This window comes from Ruminobacter sp. RM87 (assembly GCF_000701925.1).
Taxonomy (GTDB): domain Bacteria; phylum Pseudomonadota; class Gammaproteobacteria; order Enterobacterales; family Succinivibrionaceae; genus Ruminobacter; species Ruminobacter amylophilus.
The window spans coordinates 33,188-51,080 of record NZ_JNKD01000006.1 but is presented as its reverse complement, the minus strand read 5'-3'; the positions used below and the strand labels follow the sequence as shown (position 1 = coordinate 51,080).

Genomic DNA, 17,893 nt, shown 5'->3' with positions numbered 1-17,893 from the left:
AACGAAATAAAATAATTCATTTTTAATTGTGTGAAAACACTTTCACTGTTAGAGTATGAATTGTGATATTGATCTATTAAAATATTTTTGTTACCTCGGTGCCCTCGAAAAGTAAACAAGAAGTTAATGGGTTTACTAATTAGAGATGCTGTTCAAAATTTGAGTAATGGTATGATTTAACGTCATTGTTTGTGGTTTAACATATAATAAACAATTGTTTCGCTGTTTGAATTAATCCTGCGAACTGTTTGAATTAATTTGTTTTTACGCCAGTAGGACAGTGATTATGAGAAAGATATTGTTATCAGCTATTGTGACTGCTGTAGCCATGGGCTCTTTCGGTTCTGCGGTTGCGGAAGGTATTGAGGGGACACATCTTACGGTGTGGGTTAATGGCGATAAGTCGTACAAGGGGATTGAAAAGGTCGGTGAGAGATTTGAAAAGGATACCGGGATTAAAGTAATTGTTGAACACCCGGAACAGCCGGTTATCAAATTTCTGCAACATGCTGCTTCAGGCAATGGCCCGGACTTGTTTATGTGGGCTCATGACAGATTTGGTGAGTGGGTTCAGGTTGGAATTCTCACACCTGTTGAACCTACGCCGGAAGAATTTGACAGATTTCAGTCTGTTGCCTGGGAGGCTATGAAAGTAAAAGACAAGTACTACGGCTATCCTGTTTCCATTGAAGCAATCGCTTTTATGTGTAACAAGGATTTGGTGCCGGAAACTCCGAAGACTTTTGAGGAGCTTGTAGAGCTTGACGAAAAATTACAGAGAGAAGGGAAACACGCCATAGTTTGGGATTATAACGATGGTTACTTTACTTATCCTATTCTTTCAGCAAACGGCGGTTATTCGTTCAGAAAAAATGAAAATGGCGAATATGATGTTACCAAAACAGGTATTAATAGTCCTGGTGCAGTTAAAGGTCTGGAATACATAGTTAATCTCATTAGAGATGAACATATGCAGACATGGGAAGAATTTCCAAAAATGGAAAAGAAATTCATTGACGGTAATGTAGGCTGCATTATAAATGGAGCCTGGGGCTGGGAAAGATACAGTAAACTTAACTATTCTGTTAATCCGTTCCCTACGCTTGATGGTAAACCTGGTAAACCATTTGTCGGTGTGTTGGGGATGACGATAAATAAAGCGTCACCTAACAAGGAAGCTGCAAAGAAGTTTCTGCTTGACTACCTTTTGACTGACGAAGGTCTTGAAGAAATGAATAACGATCGTCCGTTAGGCGCTGTTGCATTGAAGTCGTATCAGGCAAAGCTTGAGAAGGATCCGCGAATAGCGACAATAATGTATAACGCGGAACACGGGGATCTGATGCCGAATATCCCTGAAATGAATAAATACTGGAGTTCTCTGCAGACGGCTTTAAAAAATGCGACAACTGGTCGTCAGTCAGCTAAGAAGGCTTTGAAAATAGCTGAAGAAAGAGTTTTAAAGAAATAGTAGAGCTGTGAGTGTGTCTGCAGTGCTGCATTATGTGGTGGAGACATGTAATTGCGTGTGTTCGAAACTGCTTTCAGTAGGTCAGAATCACATAAAAAACGCAACTAATGCACTCATAATGAGATACATGTTAAAAAAATGCAATTTTTTATTATTTAAAAAAATGCATATGTTCTATTATGTTATCGTTAAATTCGGTTTGAGGCCGATGTTTATTAATACTAAGTAAGGAAATAGACTAATGAAAAAAACTATTTTAGCTACTGTTGTAGGCTTGGCTGCTTTTGGTTTTGCACAGGTTGCTTCTGCATCAGGTATTGAAGAAGGTCAGTTAACAATTTGGGTTAACGGCGATAAGTCATATGACGGTATTGCTAAGGTTGGTAAGAAGTTTGAACAGGCTACCGGTGTTAAGGTAACTGTTGCTCACCCTGACCAGGTTGAAGTTAAGTTCCAGCAGAATGCTGCATCTGGTAATGGTCCTGATATTTTCATGTGGGCTCATGACCGTTATGGTGAATGGGTTAAGTCTGGTCTTTTAACTCCAATTGAACCAACCAAGGAAGAATTAAACAAGTTCCAGGACGTTGCTTGGAAGGCTATGACTGTAGATGGCAAGATTTACGGTTACCCAGTATCTATTGAAGCTATTGCTTTAATTTGTAACAAGGATATCGTTAAGGATGCTCCTAAGTCATTCGAAGAACTTGTAACTCTTGATGACGAGTTAAAGAAGGACGGCAAGCGTGCAATTATGTGGGATTACAATAATGCATTCTTCAGCTATCCATTACTTTCTGCTAACGGCGGTTATGCATTCAAGAGAAATGCAGACGGCAGTTACGATGTTAAGGATTCAGGTGTAAATAACGATGGTGCTAAGGCTGGTGTTCAGTTCCTCGTTGACTTAATTAAGAATGATCACATGCAGAAGGGCGCTGACTACGGTATCATGGAATCTAGCTTCGTAAACGGCAAGGTTGCATGTATCATCAACGGACCATGGTCATGGGGTCAGTACAGCAAGCTTAACTACAGCGTTAACCCAATCCCAACCCTTAAGGGTAACCCAGGTAAGCCATTCGTAGGTGTTCAGGGTATGACCATCAACCAGGCTTCTCCTAACAAGGACTTAGCTAAGGAATTCTTACTCAACTACCTCCTCACTGATGAAGGTCTGGATGAAATGAATAAGGATAAGCCATTAGGTGCTGCTGCTCTTAAGTCTTACGAAGCTAAGCTTGAAAAGGACCCAAGAATTGCTGTAACCATGAGCAACGCTAAGATTGGTGACCCAATGCCAAGCGTACCAGAAATGAATCGTTTCTGGAGTTCATTACAGACTGCTCTTAAGAATGCTACTACTGGTCGTCAGACTTTAGAAGAAGCTCTTAAGACTGCTGAAGATCGTATCGAAAAGTAAGATAACTTTCTAACAAAGAAGCTCTGAGAGGAGCTTCTTTTATGAAAGACTAGAATTAAAAGCTTTAATATGAAAATATTAAAGTTTTTATTTGTAGTAAAAAGTTTTTTTATTACAGTTTTACAAGCTAAATTTAGAATAAGTTATTAGGGTATTAGCATGGATTCTATCGCTGTTGGTAAGAGAGGTAAAACCTCTGGAGGTGGAGCGCCTGGCTTAATGATACTCAAAGTTTTAATATCTTTAACAGTATTACTCTTTGGTGTATTCATGATAAGCTCTATGTTTACTCATGGTCAGTACGCTTTCGCAATTTTATTTACAATAGTCATCGCAGGTGGTTTACTTGTAGCATGGCTTAAGGGATTATATCCTCACAGATATATATTCCCTGCCGTTGCGGGTATGGTGGTTTTCATTATATTCCCGTTGGTTTACACCGTGTACATCGCGTTCACAAACTACTCTGCTAAAAACCTCTTCACTCTTGAAAGAGCTGAGAATTACTTCCTCAGTCAGACCTATAGAGTAGAAGGTGGTGACTACGAGTTTAAGCTTTATGCAAAGGAAGGCAACAAGTACGTAATCGTACTTCAGAATCAGCCAGCTATGCTTGCTGACGGCAATCCTGCTGAAGTTCGCACCTATGCTTCTCCAGAAACTGTGTTCTTTGATAAGGAACAGATGGAAAAGCCTGCAAACAAGGCAACTGCATCAAAGGCTGTTATCCATGTTACTAAGGTAGATAACTCTTATACTCAGGATATGGAAGATTGTGGTATTAAGTGTAAGACTCAGTTCAGAGATTACTTAAAGTCTATTAAGATTAAGATTGATAATCAGGAACTTACTTACACTGGTCTTAAGACTTTCAGTGCTGTTAAGAACAGATACGTTCGTCAGAAGGAAGTTGTTCTTGGCAACCAGGAAAGATTAAGCAATCCACACATGCTTAAGGATCTTTCAAATGATTCTTTAATCGTTCCTGATATGGAAGATGGTTATTACAAGACTATTGATACTCAGACTGGTAAGCCAGTTGGAGAAAGAATGGCTCCAGGTTTCCGCGTTGGTATCGGTTTTGAACACTTCAAGAGAATTTGGAACGATAAGAGTATTTCTACTCCATTCCTTAAGATTTTCATTTGGACTGTTTGTTTTGCTGCTTTAACCGTATTCATTACTCTTGCTATCGGTATGGTTCTCGCTTGTCTTGTTCAGTGGGAATTCTTAAAGGGTAGATCAATTTATCGTCTGATTCTGATTCTTCCTTATGCAGTACCATCATTCATTTCAATCCTGGTATTTAAAGGTTTGTTCAATGAAAACTTTGGTGAAATCAACCGTATTTTAGACTTCTTCTTTGGTTGGAGACCAGAGTGGTACAATGAAGCCGGCTATGCTCGTTCAATGATTCTTATCGTTAACGCATGGTTAGGTTATCCATACATGATGATTCTTTGTATGGGTCTGTTAAAGGCTATTCCTGATGATCTCTATGAAGCATCAGCAATGGATGGTTCAGGTCCTCTTCAGAACTTCCTGAAGATTACTCTTCCTCTTTTAATGAAGCCTTTAACTCCGTTACTCATTGCTTCATTTGCATTTAACTTCAATAACTTCGTGTTAATTATGCTGTTAACTAACGGTGGTCCTGACTTCTTACCAGAAGACGGTGTGGTTACTACTGCAGGTTCTACTGACTTGCTCGTATCTTATACCTACCGCTTAGCATTCGAAGGTGGTGCTGGTGGTAATGACTACGGTCTGGCATCTGCAATTGCTACTACTATCTTCATTTTAGTAGGTGCTTTATCTATAGTTAACTTAAAGCTTTCTAAGATGGGGGCTAGGGACTAATTATGGCAATCGTACAACCTAAGTCAATAAAGTATCGCATTATTGCTACTCACATTGTAATGTGTTTGTTCTTACTTGCTGTTCTGTTTCCGTTATACATGGTTGTGATGATTTCATTCCGTGAAGGTAACTTTGCAACCAACGTATCAGACAGTTTTTACGACCTCTTTTTACCAAGATTGGATTCGTTAACACTGGATCACTGGAAACTTGCATTCGGTATTTCATATGTAGATGCTGATGGTGTAGAACATATGCCTCCATTCCCTGTATTAAAGTGGTTATGGAACTCTATCATTATTTCGTTCTTCACTGCAGCGTTTATCGTACTGCTTTCAACAACCAGTGCTTATGCGTTTGCTCGTTTGAACTTTAAGGGTAAGACTACACTTTTAAACTGTATGCTGATTTTCCAGATGTTCCCTTCAGTGCTAGCACTCGTTGCTATCTATGCATTGTTTGATAACATCGGTGAATATCTGCCTTTCATCGGTCTTGACACCAGAGCAGGTCTGATTCTTTCATATATGGGTGGTATTGCACTTCATATTTGGACTATCAAGGGTTACTTTGAAACCATCGATGCTTCACTCGAAGAAGCTGCAGCAATCGACGGTGCTACTCCTTGGCAGGCTTTCAGACTCGTACTTTTACCTCTGTCAGTGCCAATTCTCGCAGTAGTATTCATCCTTGCATTTATCGGTACTATTACTGAAGTTCCAGTAGCAAGTATTCTGTTAAATGACGTAGATAACTACACCCTTGCTGTAGGTTCTCAGCAGTACCTTGCATCTCAGAACAAGCTCTGGGGTGACTTCGCAGCAGCGGCTGTTATGTCAGGTTTACCAATTACCATCGTATTTATGTTAGCTCAGCGTTGGTTAGTTGGTGGTTTGACTGCCGGTGGTGTAAAGGGTTAATTGATATTTTGCAATGCGGTGTCTAGCGCACCGCATGTTATAAAAGATTTTTATGGAGCTTTAAATGGCTGAAGTTACTTTAACAAACGTTCTTAAGAACTATAATCCAAGTTTATTAAAAGATACCTTACGTAATATCAACCTTGACATCAAAGACGGCGAATTCATCGTATTCGTTGGTCCATCAGGTTGTGGTAAGTCTACTCTTCTTCGTATGATTGCCGGTCTTGAAGATATCACTTCAGGTGAATTAAAAATCGGTTCTAAGGTTATGAACGACGTTCCTCCTGTAGATCGTGGTGTAGGTATGGTGTTCCAGTCATACGCACTTTATCCACATATGGATGTTCGCCAGAATATGGAATTCGGTCTTAAATTAAAGAAATTCGATAAGGATACCATTGAAAAGCGTGTTAATAATGCTGCTCAGATCCTTGGTCTTGATGCTTTAATGGATCGTAAGCCAAAGGCTCTGTCAGGTGGTCAGCGTCAGCGTGTTGCTATCGGTCGTTCTATCGTTCAGCAGCCAGACGTATTCCTCTTCGACGAACCTTTATCAAACCTCGATGCCGCACTCCGTGTAAAGATGCGTATCGAAATTGCTAAGTTACACAAGGAATTAAATTCAACCATTATTTATGTAACCCATGACCAGGTTGAAGCTATGACCTTAGCTGACAAGATTGTTGTTTTAAGTCCGTTAAAGGAATCTGCAGAAACCAATCTTGAACAGTTCGGTACTCCACTTGAACTTTATCATAACCCAACCAATAAGTTCGTAGCTGGCTTCATCGGTTCTCCAAAGATGAACTTCCTCAAGGGGCAGTTAATTGAAATCGGTGAAGAAACCTGTAAGGTTAAGCTTAACACCGGTGACGTAATTACTGCTTGTGTTGATGCTCGTCGCGCTAGCGTTGGTGATAAGGTTGAATTAGGTATTCGTCCTGAACACTTAGTTCCAGTTGAACACCCTGATTCAAAGAGCCGCTTATCAGGTATGGTACAGGTTGCTGAACACTTAGGTGCTGAAAGCTTCGTATACCTCGATGTAGATGGTGAAGACTTCACTGTTAAGGCTGCATCTGAAATCCCTGTTGATACCGGTGACTCTCTTGAAGTTGGTATTCCTGCAGAAGCTTGCTACCTCTTCGATTCACAGGAAAAGGCATTTAAGAGAACTGCAAGATATAACAGAACCTAATAATTAGCTTGTAATTTATTTCAAAGCGACACCTGTGTGTCGCTTTTTTTATCGTTTCGTCATTCAAAAAAAAGTGAACCATACCAGTATGATTCACTTTTTTTATATTTTATTAGAGACTTTAGTTATTATTTTGCTTCAATCTGACTTAAAAATTCTTTCAGCCTTTCATTTTTAGGGTGGTTGAATATTTCGTCAGGACTTCCCTGTTCCTGAATCCCTTTATTATTGAAGAACAACACGCGGTTTGAAACGTTTTGGGCAAACTTCATTTCGTGAGTAACTACAACCATTGTCATTCCCTCGTCAGCAAGTTCTTTCATCATGTTCAGTACTTCGTTCACCATTTCAGGATCCAGTGCGCTTGTTGGTTCATCAAACAGTACTATAGATGGTTTCATTGCAATGGTTCTTATAATTGCTACTCGCTGCTGCTGGCCTCCTGACAGTTGTGCAGGGTACTTGTGTGCATGTTGTGCCAGCCCTACCCTTTCAAGCATGTTCATAGCCCATGCGTCTGCTTCATCCTCTTTGTATATCTTATGAAGAACAGGAGAAAGCGTTATGTTCTGTTTTACCGTCATATTCTGGAACAGATTAAACTGCTGGAATACCATTCCGATTTTTGGAATTATTTCGGTAAGTTCTTTTTCGTTGAGCGATGTTAATTCAGTGTTTCCAAAGAAAATTCTGCCTGATGTAGGTTTTTCAAGCAGGTTAAGCATTCTGATAAACGTTGATTTACCACACCCTGAAGGTCCGATAACTGCGATAACATCTCCCTTGTTTATGTCAATGGAAATGTTATTTAATACTTCGTGATCTCCGTATTTTTTGCAGATGCCGTCAATCCGCATAACCGGTATGTTATCGTTCATTTTTCTTTAAATTCCTTTCTAGACGGGCCACACATGCTGACAGTGTGCCTATAATAGCTAAATAGATTAAAGCAACCGCAAGAAGTGGCATGAATGCCTCGAATGTTGTGTTTCTGATAACAACACCTCCTCTGGTCAGATCCATAAGACCTATGTAACCGCAGATTGAGGTTTCTTTGATTAATGAAATTCCTTCATTAGCTAGTGCTGGGAGATTATTCTTGAAAGCCTGCGGTAATATTATGTGTCTTATAATGGTAAATGGTTTTAATCCCAATGCATATCCGGCTTCAAACTGTCCGGTCGGTACTGATTTCATCCCGGCTCTGATTATTTCTTCAGTGTATGCCATAGAGTTCAGACCAAATGCGACAATGGCTACAACAATCTTGCTTATATCAACTGAGGCAAAAATTATGTAGTAGATAATCAGAAGCTGAACCATTACAGGTGTTCCTCTGATTATATTAACGTACATTCTTATCAGAAAATTAAGAATTCTGAAGTTTCCGGTTCTGTAATTCATTATTCTTATTACCGCCATAACGGTTCCGCCAAGGAGTCCTATAATGGCGGAAAACACCGATATAATAATGGTTGTCATAAGCCCGGAAACAAGCATTTTCCAGCGATCTTCTTTAATGAAGTTATTGTAGAACTTGTCTGTAAATGAAGAATGATTCTGCACGGATGTTTTGGAATGGTCAGGTACTATTACAAAAATTTGAGATGAGCAGATGGTATGAGTGAAGTTTATAACCTTGGCTCTTTCCTCTGTTTTTGAAAAACCTGAAAAACCGGCATGAACCTTACCGCTGCTCACCGCATTGATAATACTGTCGAATTCCATGCTTTCGATTTTTAGTTTCATATGCAGACGGTCAGCAATAATTTTTGCTAATTCAATTTCGATGCCTACAATTTCATTGTTTTCGTAGTATTCATACGGCGGGAAATCTGGGCTTGTGGCGATAATAAATTCAGGCCCGTCATTGTTTAAAGCTGTGTAGTGGTAGTTATCTGTATGAGTTACATATGTGTTGTATATTCTTTCGTACAGCTTTTCATTATGGATATCATCAATGACTGTATTGATTTTTTCCATCAGTTCATTGTTTTCCTTGGGAAGAATAATTGCATATGACTCTGTTTTAAACGGTGTGTTTAGAATTTTGAGCGTAGGATTTTTTTCTACGAATTTTACGGCAGGAAGTTCATCCATTACCACAGCATCAAGTTTTCCCTGAGTAAGAGCTGCAATTGAATCGGGGGAACTGTTGAAGCGTTCAACCGGTGGACAGTTATGCTGTTCAAGATATTCATTGGTTGCTATTTCAACAGTTGTACCTATCTGAACTCCGACTCTGGCTTTACATAGATCTTCAATAGCTCTGACCTGATTTGAATGACTGTCGGTGTCGCAGGCTGAAATATTAAGTGCGGTTACCAGAAATAATACTGCATATGCAGTTTTTTTTAAAATCGATAGTGTCATGTTTATGGTTTGGGAGCTCATAAAGTAGTACTTCCCTCAATAATATTCAAATACAAAAATGTGGTTATTATACGCTCGATGCAGCTGTATATAAATGATTAAAACTGATTCGAACAGTATGTAATGAGTTTAAATCGTATGTAAAATTTGAGGAGACTATAAAAAAAGAAACCAGTACTCACGCATGTGCTGATGAGGACTGGTGTTATCAATGATTAATAACCATAGGACTAATGAACGTCGTTATTATATTAAAAATGTGAAATATGTCAATATTTTTTAATAAAATTATAAAATTGACATGTAATATTAAGTAAGTAGAATATTACAGGTCTGTTGGCTTATATTGATTTTATTTTTATTTACTGGTGAAATCATACTGAATTAACAGATATGTTTGTTTATTCAGTGAAGTTAATTACAGAGATTAACTTAAAGTATTTCGAATTTTGTTTTCAGGATACTTTTTTTGTTTGTGTATGAACGCTTTACATTACTGTAAGTTAGGCTGTTGTTTATTATGATGTTAAGATCAGATTTCTTCTATAATCTCCCTGAAGAGCTTATAGCTAAATTTCCTGCTGATAAAAGGACTCACAGCAGATTATTGGCTCTGAACGGTACAACCGGTGAATTGGCTGATTATCATTTCTACGATGTAGTCAAATTTTTGAAAAAGGGTGATTTACTTATATTCAATAATACCAAGGTAATTCCTGCCAGAATGTACGGACACAAGGAAACCGGCGGTGCAATTGAAATTCTGGTTGAGCGTGTTCTGGATGAGCATCGAGCCCTTGTTCATATGAAATCATCAAAGTCTCCTAAGGAAGGAGCAATCCTTAAGTTTGATAACGGTTATGAAGCAGTTATGCTCGGAAGACAGGATGCTTTGTTCATTTTGGAATTTACCGGTGACAAAACAATTTTTAACATTATGGATGAAATAGGGCATATTCCGCTCCCTCCATATATCGATCGTCCTGATGAAAAATTTGACCGTGAACGTTACCAGACCGTGTATTCCAAAATTCCTGGGGCTGTAGCCGCACCGACTGCGGGACTGCATTTTGATAACGAACTTCTTGCAAAGCTTGGAGAAATTGGTGTGGATACTGGATTTGTCACCCTTCATGTTGGTGCAGGGACATTTCAGCCTGTAAAGGAAGATGATATTTCCAAGCATCACATGCATTCTGAATACGCAGTGGTACCTGAAGAGCTGGTTAACCGTATTTTAAAAACCAAGGCTGAAGGCGGAAGAGTAATTGCAGTTGGAACAACCTCCGTACGTTCACTTGAAAGTGCGGCAATGAAAGCAGAAAAGAACGGCAAACTGATAGAACCATTTGCTGCAGATACCAGTATTTTTATTTATCCGGGTTACAAATTCAGAGTCGTGGATGCACTGATTACCAATTTCCATCTGCCTGAATCTACTTTAATCATGCTTGTGAGTGCTTTCGCCGGTTATGATCATACCATGAAGGCTTATGAACACGCCGTAAGTGACAGATATCGTTTCTTCAGTTACGGAGATGCCATGTTTATCACCCGTAATGATAATGCGGAAACTGCCGAAGACATTGAAAAGAAACTTAGAGGACACTGATTTTGGAATTTACTTTAAAGAACAAGTGCGGAAAGGCAAGACTCGGTGAAATGAAATTTGCCAGAGGCGTGGTAAGAACACCTGCTTTTATGCCTGTTGGAACCTATGGTACAGTTAAAGGCCTGAGTCCTGAGGAAGTTGAAGCAATCGGAGCTGACATCATTCTGGGCAATACGTTTCATTTATGGTTAAGACCGGGGTGTGACATTATGCGTCTACACGGTGATCTTCATGGTTTTATGCAGTGGAATAAACCGATTCTGACAGATTCGGGCGGATTCCAGGTATTCAGTCTGGGAGCTTTGCGCAAGCTCAAGGAAGAGGGCTGTTATTTCCAGAATCCGATTAATGGAGACAAGGTGTTTTTATCACCGGAGGTTTCCATGCAGATTCAGGAAGCACTCGGTTCTGATATTGTAATGATTCTTGATGAGTGTACTCCTTACCCTGCAACTCATGATGAAGCGGCCAAGTCAATGCGTTTGAGCCTGAGATGGGCAAAACGTTCCCGCGATGAGTTTGACAGACTGCAGAACAAAAATGCTCTTTTCGGTATTATTCAGGGCAGTGTGTATGAAGATCTTCGTGAAGAGTCGCTTAAAGGTCTGATGGAAATAGGTTTTGACGGCTATGCCATCGGTGGTCTGGCAGTAGGTGAAAAGAAAGAGGATATGCATAAGATTCTTGATTTTATAACCGAAAGAATGCCTGAAAACAAACCTAGATATCTAATGGGGGTCGGGAAGCCTCAGGATATTCTGTCAGGAGTACTTCGCGGTGTGGACATGTTTGACTGTGTTATGCCTACGAGAAATGCAAGAAATGCACATCTGTTCACATCAGAAGGCGTGATTAAACTGCGTAATTCCAAATATAAGCAGGATACACGTCCTCTTGATGAAAAGTGTGACTGCTACACCTGCCGTCATTATTCCAGAGCGTATCTGCATCACCTTGATAAATGTGGAGAAATGCTGGGAGCAAGACTCAATACTATCCATAATCTCAGATTTTATCAGCGTCTGATGGAACAGATTAGAGCTCATATAGCAGATGGTACTCTGAATGAGTTCGCTGAGGAGTTCTTTAAGCTGTACCCGGCAGACAAATAAGTTTTCCCTACTCATGTGAATTACATGTGTATTTAACAGTGATAGCTGGCGGTTAAAGTTGGAAACCAGGGCAAGTCCCTGGTTTCTTTTTATTTGTTTATTCGGAATGTTTTTTTTACTTTCTGTTAATGATTTACGGCAAAAAAAATGTAAAAATCAGCACTTATGAGATATCACCGATAATCTTTTGAGAACAATCAAATGATTTCTTTCGTTTTATGAAAAAGTGCCTGTATTAAATGATCATTCAGTCATTATTGGACACCTTTCATAAATAATTCTGTTAAAACCACATATTTCATATATAATGCAAAATCGTGTTTTATTTTAAAATTCGAGGTTGATAAAGATGAATTTATTTCCAACTGCTTTTGCAGAAGAAGGTGTTCCGGCAGCTGATCCTTCTCAGGTGGCTCCTGCCGCTCCTGATATGACCTTCTTCCTGTTAATGGGTTTGGCCTTTGTTTGTTTTTATTTATTTGTTTTAAGACCTGGTAACAAGAAGAATAAGGAACGTGCAGAGTCTCTTAAGAAGCTTGAAGTGGGTGACGAGGTTTTAACAAACGGCGGTTTAGTCGGTAAAATCGTAAAAATTAATGAAGAGCAGGGAATTCTTACTGTGGAAATCGCACAGGGAACCCAGGTAAAGATCAACAGACAGTACGTTGTAAGTCCTTTGCCAAAGGGAACTTATGATGAACATAAGGTTGAAGCAAACCGTCAGAAAAAATAATGTTAAGTCCTTATATGTGTGTGGGTATTTAGAACCTACAAAGGAATTCAAGGAGTATAGGTTTTGTTAAACAAGTATCCTTTATGGAAGAATATCCTGATAGTTGTAGTACTGATTGTAGGTGCCATCTATGCTTTGCCTAATATATATGGTGAAGATCAGGCTATTCAGATTAGTGGTTCCAAAGGTATAACTTTGGAAAAGGAAGACTACGAAAAAATTGAAAATGTGATTAAGCAGGACTGCCCAGACTGCAAAGTAGAAAGAAATGTGGGGCAGGCGCTTATCCGTTTCAAGGATAATGATTTACGTCTTCGTATCAAGGAAAAGCTGGTTTCAGAATTAGGTGACAATTATGTTGTTGCACTTAATCTTGCAGCTGCAACTCCTGACTGGTTAAAGTCAATCGGAGCCAAGCCTTTAAAGCTGGGTCTTGACCTTAGAGGCGGTCTTCACTTCTTAATGGAAGTTGACATGGATGAAGCAATCAAAAAGATTGTGAACCAGATGATTCAGGATATTCGTACTGAACTCAGAGAAGAAAAAATCCGCTTATCAGGTATCAGAAGTGTGGGGCAGGATGTCGTAATTTCTTTCCGTGATGCAGATACCCGTGACAGTGCAATGAGACTGCTTGCGTCAAAGCACAATGACTGGGTCTTCACTGATGAGGACTCTTCATCATTCGAAATCAAGGCAGTCATGAAGCCTGAAAAGATTAAGGAAGTTAAGACTTATGCCGTAGAACAGAACATCAATATTATCAGAAACCGTGTAAATGAACTCGGTGTGGCCGAACCTCTGGTTCAGAGACAGGGCGCTGATCGTATTATTGTTGAACTTCCTGGCGTTGAAGATTCTGCTCGAGCAAAGGAAATTCTCGGCGCAACCGCAACTCTTGAATTCCGTCTTGTTGATCAGGCCGCTGATATTCAGAGTGCCGCCAGCGGTACCGTATCAGCAAATGATGAAGTTCTTGCTGACAAGAACGGCAGACCTGTTGTTGTAACAAAACATGTTATCCTTACCGGTGATCATATCATCGATGCAAAGAGCGGTATGGATGAAAACGGTCGTCCTGAAGTGAATATCAGCCTTGATTCCAAGGGTGGTAACACCATGTCCAACTTCACCAAGGATCATATCGGTCAGCCTATGGCAACCAACTTTATTGAATATAAGGTTGTTGATGCTCAGGACAGCGGTGACAAGACAGTTAAGTTCAGAAAGGTTGAACAGATAATCAATGTTGCCACAATTCAGGCCCGTCTTGGTAACAAGTTCCGTATTACCGGTCTTGACAGTCCTACAGAAGCTCATAATCTGGCTCTGCTTCTTAGAGCAGGTGCTCTGATTGCTCCGATTCAGATTGTAGAAGAAAGAAATATTGGACCAAGTTTAGGTAAACAGAACATTGAAAACGGTATGCGTGCAATGTTGTATGGTCTGGCATTCCTTGCTTTATTTATGTTCATATACTACAGAGCATTTGGTCTTGTTGCCAATCTTGCTCTTATTTTCAACATGATTCTTCTTGTTGGTGTTATGTCCATGATTCCTGGTGCCACCATGACTCTGCCTGGTATTGCCGGTATTGTGCTGACCATAGGTATGGCCGTGGATGCCAACGTTCTGATTTTTGAACGTATTCGTGAAGAAATCAGAAACAATCGCGGTGTTCAGCAGGCTATCAACCTAGGTTATGAAAGAGCTTTTGTTACCATTCTTGACTCAAACATTACCTCTATTCTGGTTGCTCTCATTCTGTTTGCGGTTGGAACCGGTGCGGTTAAGGGCTTTGCTCTTGTACTTATGATTGGTCTGATCTGCTCTATGTTTACAGCAGTTACCTGCTGTCGTGCGGTAGTTAATATCGTTTGGGGCGGACGCAATATCAAGAACCTGTGGATTTAGCGGAGGATAAAAATGTTTCAGATTATAAAACAGGGAACAGTAATTCCTTTCATGAGCATAGCCAAGCTGGTAGAAGTGCTCTGTATTGCAGCAGTTCTTTTCTGTATTGGCTGTCTCTGCTATAAAGGTTTGAACTGGGGCCTGGATTTTACTGGCGGTGTGGTTATTGAAGTTCAGTATCCTCAGGAAGCCCGTCTTGATGTTATACGTCAGGATCTGAACAAAATAGGTATCAGCAATGCCGTTGTTCAGAATTTCGGTACACCTAGGGATGTATCAATCCGTATTCAGCCGAAGGGGGATGAAAATCAGAAGGATATTACCGAAAAGGTAAAACAGGCTATTTCATCTGAAAATGCCGATGCGGTGGTAACACGTTCAGAATATGTCGGACCGGCTGTAGGTCAGGAGCTTGTTGTGAGCGGTGTTATTTCCGTTCTTCTGTCACTGGTAATCCTTCTCGTGTACATTGCTGCCCGCTTCGAATGGAGAATGGCAACAGGTGCAATAATCTCTCTGGCATATGACGTTATTATTGTACTGGGTGTGTTCTCATTCTACGGAATTGAATATGATCTGACTGTACTTGCTGCGGTACTTACAGTTATAGGTTATTCATTAAACGATAAGATCGTCGTATTCGACCGTATTCGTGAAAATGCAAGAAGACTTCACAAGATGGCAATGGTTGACCTGTTTAATATTTCTCTGACGGAAACACTGTCAAGAACAATTATTACTTCAGGTACTACTCTGATTACCGTAATTTCACTGCTATTATTGGGTGGCGAAATGATTTTCGGATTCTCTTTGGCTCTGTTAATCGGTATAATTTTCGGTACCATTTCATCAATCTACGTAGCTTCAACATGGCCTCTTTTACTGGGTATAACCAGAGAAAATCTCCTTGTTAAGGAAATAAAGAAGGATCATGAAGAAATTTCAGAAGCTGATTATTAATAATCAGAAACGCTGATTTATTTGAAAAGCTGTTCTCCGTGAACAGCTTTTTTTGTTATGGGATGCATGTTGCGGAATTGCTTTATAATCGTGGTTGCATGTCTCAATTTTTATGTATAACATACAGCGGATTAAGTGGTTAAATATTATAATCGACAGGTAGGCCTTGTTTAATAATAAGGAGTACTGAAAAGCATTGAGATAAGTCTGGTTAATCAGTCTGTTTATGTGTTTGTAGGTGTCTCCGGTATTACCGAAAGGTAGTAAACATCTCGGAAAATAGATAATGTTTAAAAAATTATTTCTTACAGCCTGTATGGCTGTAATGATTTCAGGACTTTCAGCCTGTGCTTCAACCGGTTCTGAAAATTCAGTTGACGGTCATATTGATCCTGATTTTGTTAAAATTGAGCTCCCAAGGGTGATAACTCCCAATGAACAGCTGAATATGGTAAAACTGGCTCAGCTTCTGGGCAATCAGCGTTTAAATCATGCTCAGCTGAGTAGAATCATGTGGCATAGAGCAGAACTATACAATCGCATGGGGCTTGATTATCTGTCCATAATGAGTCTTCTCGCCTGCGTAAATGAAGATAATCAGAATTTTGACTGTTACCGTGATTACGGCGGGTCTCTGTATTCTCATGCCAAATTCCTTGAGGCTTACGATGCTCTTGATGGTGCCATTGAATTAAGTCCTAATGACAATGCTTCATATTTCAATCGTGGTCTTGCTCTTTATTACGGCAAGAGAGAAAAGATGGCTGAAAAGGACTTCTATAAAGTTTATTTAAGTGACCGTCAGGATCCTTATTTCCAGCTGTGGCTGTATTTTGCCGAGAATGCCTCTGATCCTGAAAAAGCCATAAAGAATCTTCATGACAGATATCGTATGATAAACGTGAAGGAGCTTGTTTTCGGAACCAGAATTATTGAGGTTTTTCTGGGAATGAAGACCGAAAAGGAACTGTGGGATCACGTGTTTGACGGGACAAAGAATTATTTGGAAAGAAATGAAAGACTCTGTGAAGCATATTTCTATATGGGAAAAATGCATCTTCTGAAGGGAGAAAAGACCAGAGCTCTGGATTATTTCAAGCTGTCAAGAACCACAAATGTTTCTTATTTTCTGGAATTCAGCAATTCGTTACTGGAACTTCACATGCTTGACGTCAATAATGAATATGATGATATTGGTTTTGAAGACAAGGTGCTGAATACTGAATCTGAAAACAGGGATTCGGAGAAATAGGTTCCGAAATAAAACATTGAATTGAAACGAATAAAGCCGGTAATACATAACTATTATGTGTATCGGCTTTTTTTGTCGGTATATCTTTGCTAATATAACCATTGAAATTTGTAAGGTGACTGATAATCGGAGAACGCAGATGTCAGACAATTTTGGTTCAGACAGATATTCTTGTCTGAATAACATGGTAATAATACTTGTTGATCCAAGCCATTACGGTAATATCGGTTCAGCATCAAGAGCAATGAAAACAATGGGACTTTCTGAATTAAGAATAGTTTCTGCCAACAAAGACATAATTACCGATGAGGCCCTGGCTTTATCCAAAGGTGCTGCCGATGTACTGAAAAGTGCCCGTGTTTATGACTCTCTGGATGAAGCTCTGGCTGATGTTACATTTGTAGCCGGAACATCCGCTCGTCACCGCAGTATAGAATTACCACTGTACCAGCCGAGAGAGGCTGTTGAAAAGATTTATCCGCATATCAGCAATGGCATGAAGTGCGCCATCATGTTCGGAAGAGAAAGGACCGGACTTACAAATGATGAGCTGCAGAGATGTGATATTCATGTCAATATAGATGCAAACCCGGAATATTCCTCACTTAATCTGGCAATGAGTGTGCAGGTGCTTTCATATGAACTGAGACAGGCATGTCTGCGTTCAGCGGAGTCTGATGTTCCTGAAAGTTTTGATGAAGGTTTGCGTAAACCGAAGCATTCAGATCTGGAACAGTTCTACAGCTTTATTGAAAAGAATCTGTGTGAGTGCGGTTTTCTGAAAAAGAATCATAACGGTAGCGTCATGGGGCAGATCAGACGTGTTTACGCCAAGTCTGATATGAGTGCACATGAACTTAGAATCATTTACGGGACTCTGGCCTCCATGCTTAAGTACAAAGCTCATGGAGAAAAATAATATTTATTGATTATTCAATGTTTCTGGGCATCAGCCAGTTCCGGAACATTTCACTATTACTCTGGAAAAAGATTGTGTTACTTTTTCCAGAGTTTCCTGTTTTTATGTCTGTAAGACTCCGGACCTTTCTGAATGAGATTGGC

14 protein-coding genes are annotated in these 17,893 nt (G+C 39.7%); 12 read left to right on the top strand and 2 right to left on the bottom strand.

Features of this window, described 5'->3' with window-relative positions; genetic code table 11:
- Positions 1-286 precede the first annotated feature (286 nt).
- The 5 genes from malE (T489_RS0102945) (at position 287) to T489_RS0102925 (ending at position 6,875) form a co-directional block, all read left to right on the top strand.
- Positions 287-1,471 (top strand): maltose/maltodextrin ABC transporter substrate-binding protein MalE, encoded by a 1,185-nt coding sequence (gene malE, locus T489_RS0102945; protein WP_031578551.1) that lies wholly within the window; start codon positions 287-289, stop codon positions 1,469-1,471.
- A gap of 241 nt (positions 1,472-1,712) precedes the next feature.
- Positions 1,713-2,894, top strand: coding sequence for a maltose/maltodextrin ABC transporter substrate-binding protein MalE (gene malE, locus T489_RS0102940; protein ID WP_031578550.1), 1,182 nt, complete (start codon positions 1,713-1,715; stop codon positions 2,892-2,894).
- A 219-nt stretch (positions 2,895-3,113) separates the two neighbouring features.
- Positions 3,114-4,754: a maltose ABC transporter permease MalF gene (gene malF, locus T489_RS0102935; RefSeq protein ID WP_051621743.1), complete on the top strand. Its 1,641-nt coding sequence runs from the start codon at positions 3,114-3,116 to the stop codon at positions 4,752-4,754.
- Between the two features lie 2 nt (positions 4,755-4,756).
- Positions 4,757-5,674, top strand: a complete 918-nt coding sequence (gene malG, locus T489_RS0102930) for a maltose ABC transporter permease MalG (protein WP_031578548.1) — start codon at positions 4,757-4,759, stop codon at positions 5,672-5,674.
- 64 nt (positions 5,675-5,738) lie between these two features.
- Entirely contained in the window at positions 5,739-6,875 is a 1,137-nt protein-coding gene (locus T489_RS0102925) for an ABC transporter ATP-binding protein (RefSeq protein WP_031578547.1), read from the top strand.
- 128 nt (positions 6,876-7,003) lie between these two features.
- Here the strand turns inward: T489_RS0102925 and T489_RS0102920 are convergent, their stop codons facing one another.
- On the bottom strand, positions 7,004-7,753 hold the full coding sequence (locus T489_RS0102920; protein WP_031578546.1) for an amino acid ABC transporter ATP-binding protein: 750 nt from the start codon (positions 7,751-7,753) through the stop codon (positions 7,004-7,006).
- Positions 7,743-9,269 (bottom strand): ABC transporter substrate-binding protein/permease, encoded by a 1,527-nt coding sequence (locus tag T489_RS0102915; protein WP_232218273.1) that lies wholly within the window; start codon positions 9,267-9,269, stop codon positions 7,743-7,745. Before T489_RS0102915 ends, T489_RS0102920 begins: the two co-directional genes overlap by 11 nt.
- Positions 9,270-9,771: 502 nt before the next feature.
- Between T489_RS0102915 and queA the strand changes: the two genes are divergently transcribed.
- The 7 genes from queA (at position 9,772) to T489_RS0102880 (ending at position 17,750) form a co-directional block, all read left to right on the top strand.
- Positions 9,772-10,860 carry a tRNA preQ1(34) S-adenosylmethionine ribosyltransferase-isomerase QueA gene (gene queA / locus T489_RS0102910; RefSeq protein WP_031578544.1) on the top strand — a complete coding sequence of 363 codons (1,089 nt, stop codon included), beginning with the start codon at positions 9,772-9,774 and terminating at the stop codon, positions 10,858-10,860.
- Positions 10,861-10,862: 2 nt separating this feature from the next.
- Positions 10,863-11,972: a tRNA guanosine(34) transglycosylase Tgt gene (gene tgt / locus T489_RS0102905; RefSeq protein ID WP_031578543.1), complete on the top strand. Its 1,110-nt coding sequence runs from the start codon at positions 10,863-10,865 to the stop codon at positions 11,970-11,972.
- Between the two features lie 349 nt (positions 11,973-12,321).
- Entirely contained in the window at positions 12,322-12,705 is a 384-nt protein-coding gene (yajC, locus tag T489_RS0102900; RefSeq protein ID WP_051621736.1) for a preprotein translocase subunit YajC, read from the top strand.
- A gap of 63 nt (positions 12,706-12,768) precedes the next feature.
- Complete coding sequence (secD, locus tag T489_RS0102895; protein ID WP_031578541.1) at positions 12,769-14,619, top strand: protein translocase subunit SecD; 1,851 nt, start codon at positions 12,769-12,771, stop codon at positions 14,617-14,619.
- 12 nt (positions 14,620-14,631) lie between these two features.
- Entirely contained in the window at positions 14,632-15,579 is a 948-nt protein-coding gene (gene secF, locus T489_RS0102890) for a protein translocase subunit SecF (RefSeq protein WP_031578540.1), read from the top strand.
- A 286-nt stretch (positions 15,580-15,865) separates the two neighbouring features.
- Positions 15,866-16,831, top strand: coding sequence for a hypothetical protein (locus T489_RS0102885; RefSeq protein WP_031578539.1), 966 nt, complete (start codon positions 15,866-15,868; stop codon positions 16,829-16,831).
- Positions 16,832-16,970: 139 nt separating this feature from the next.
- Complete coding sequence (locus T489_RS0102880) at positions 16,971-17,750, top strand: RNA methyltransferase (RefSeq protein ID WP_051621735.1); 780 nt, start codon at positions 16,971-16,973, stop codon at positions 17,748-17,750.
- Positions 17,751-17,893: the final 143 nt, after the last annotated feature.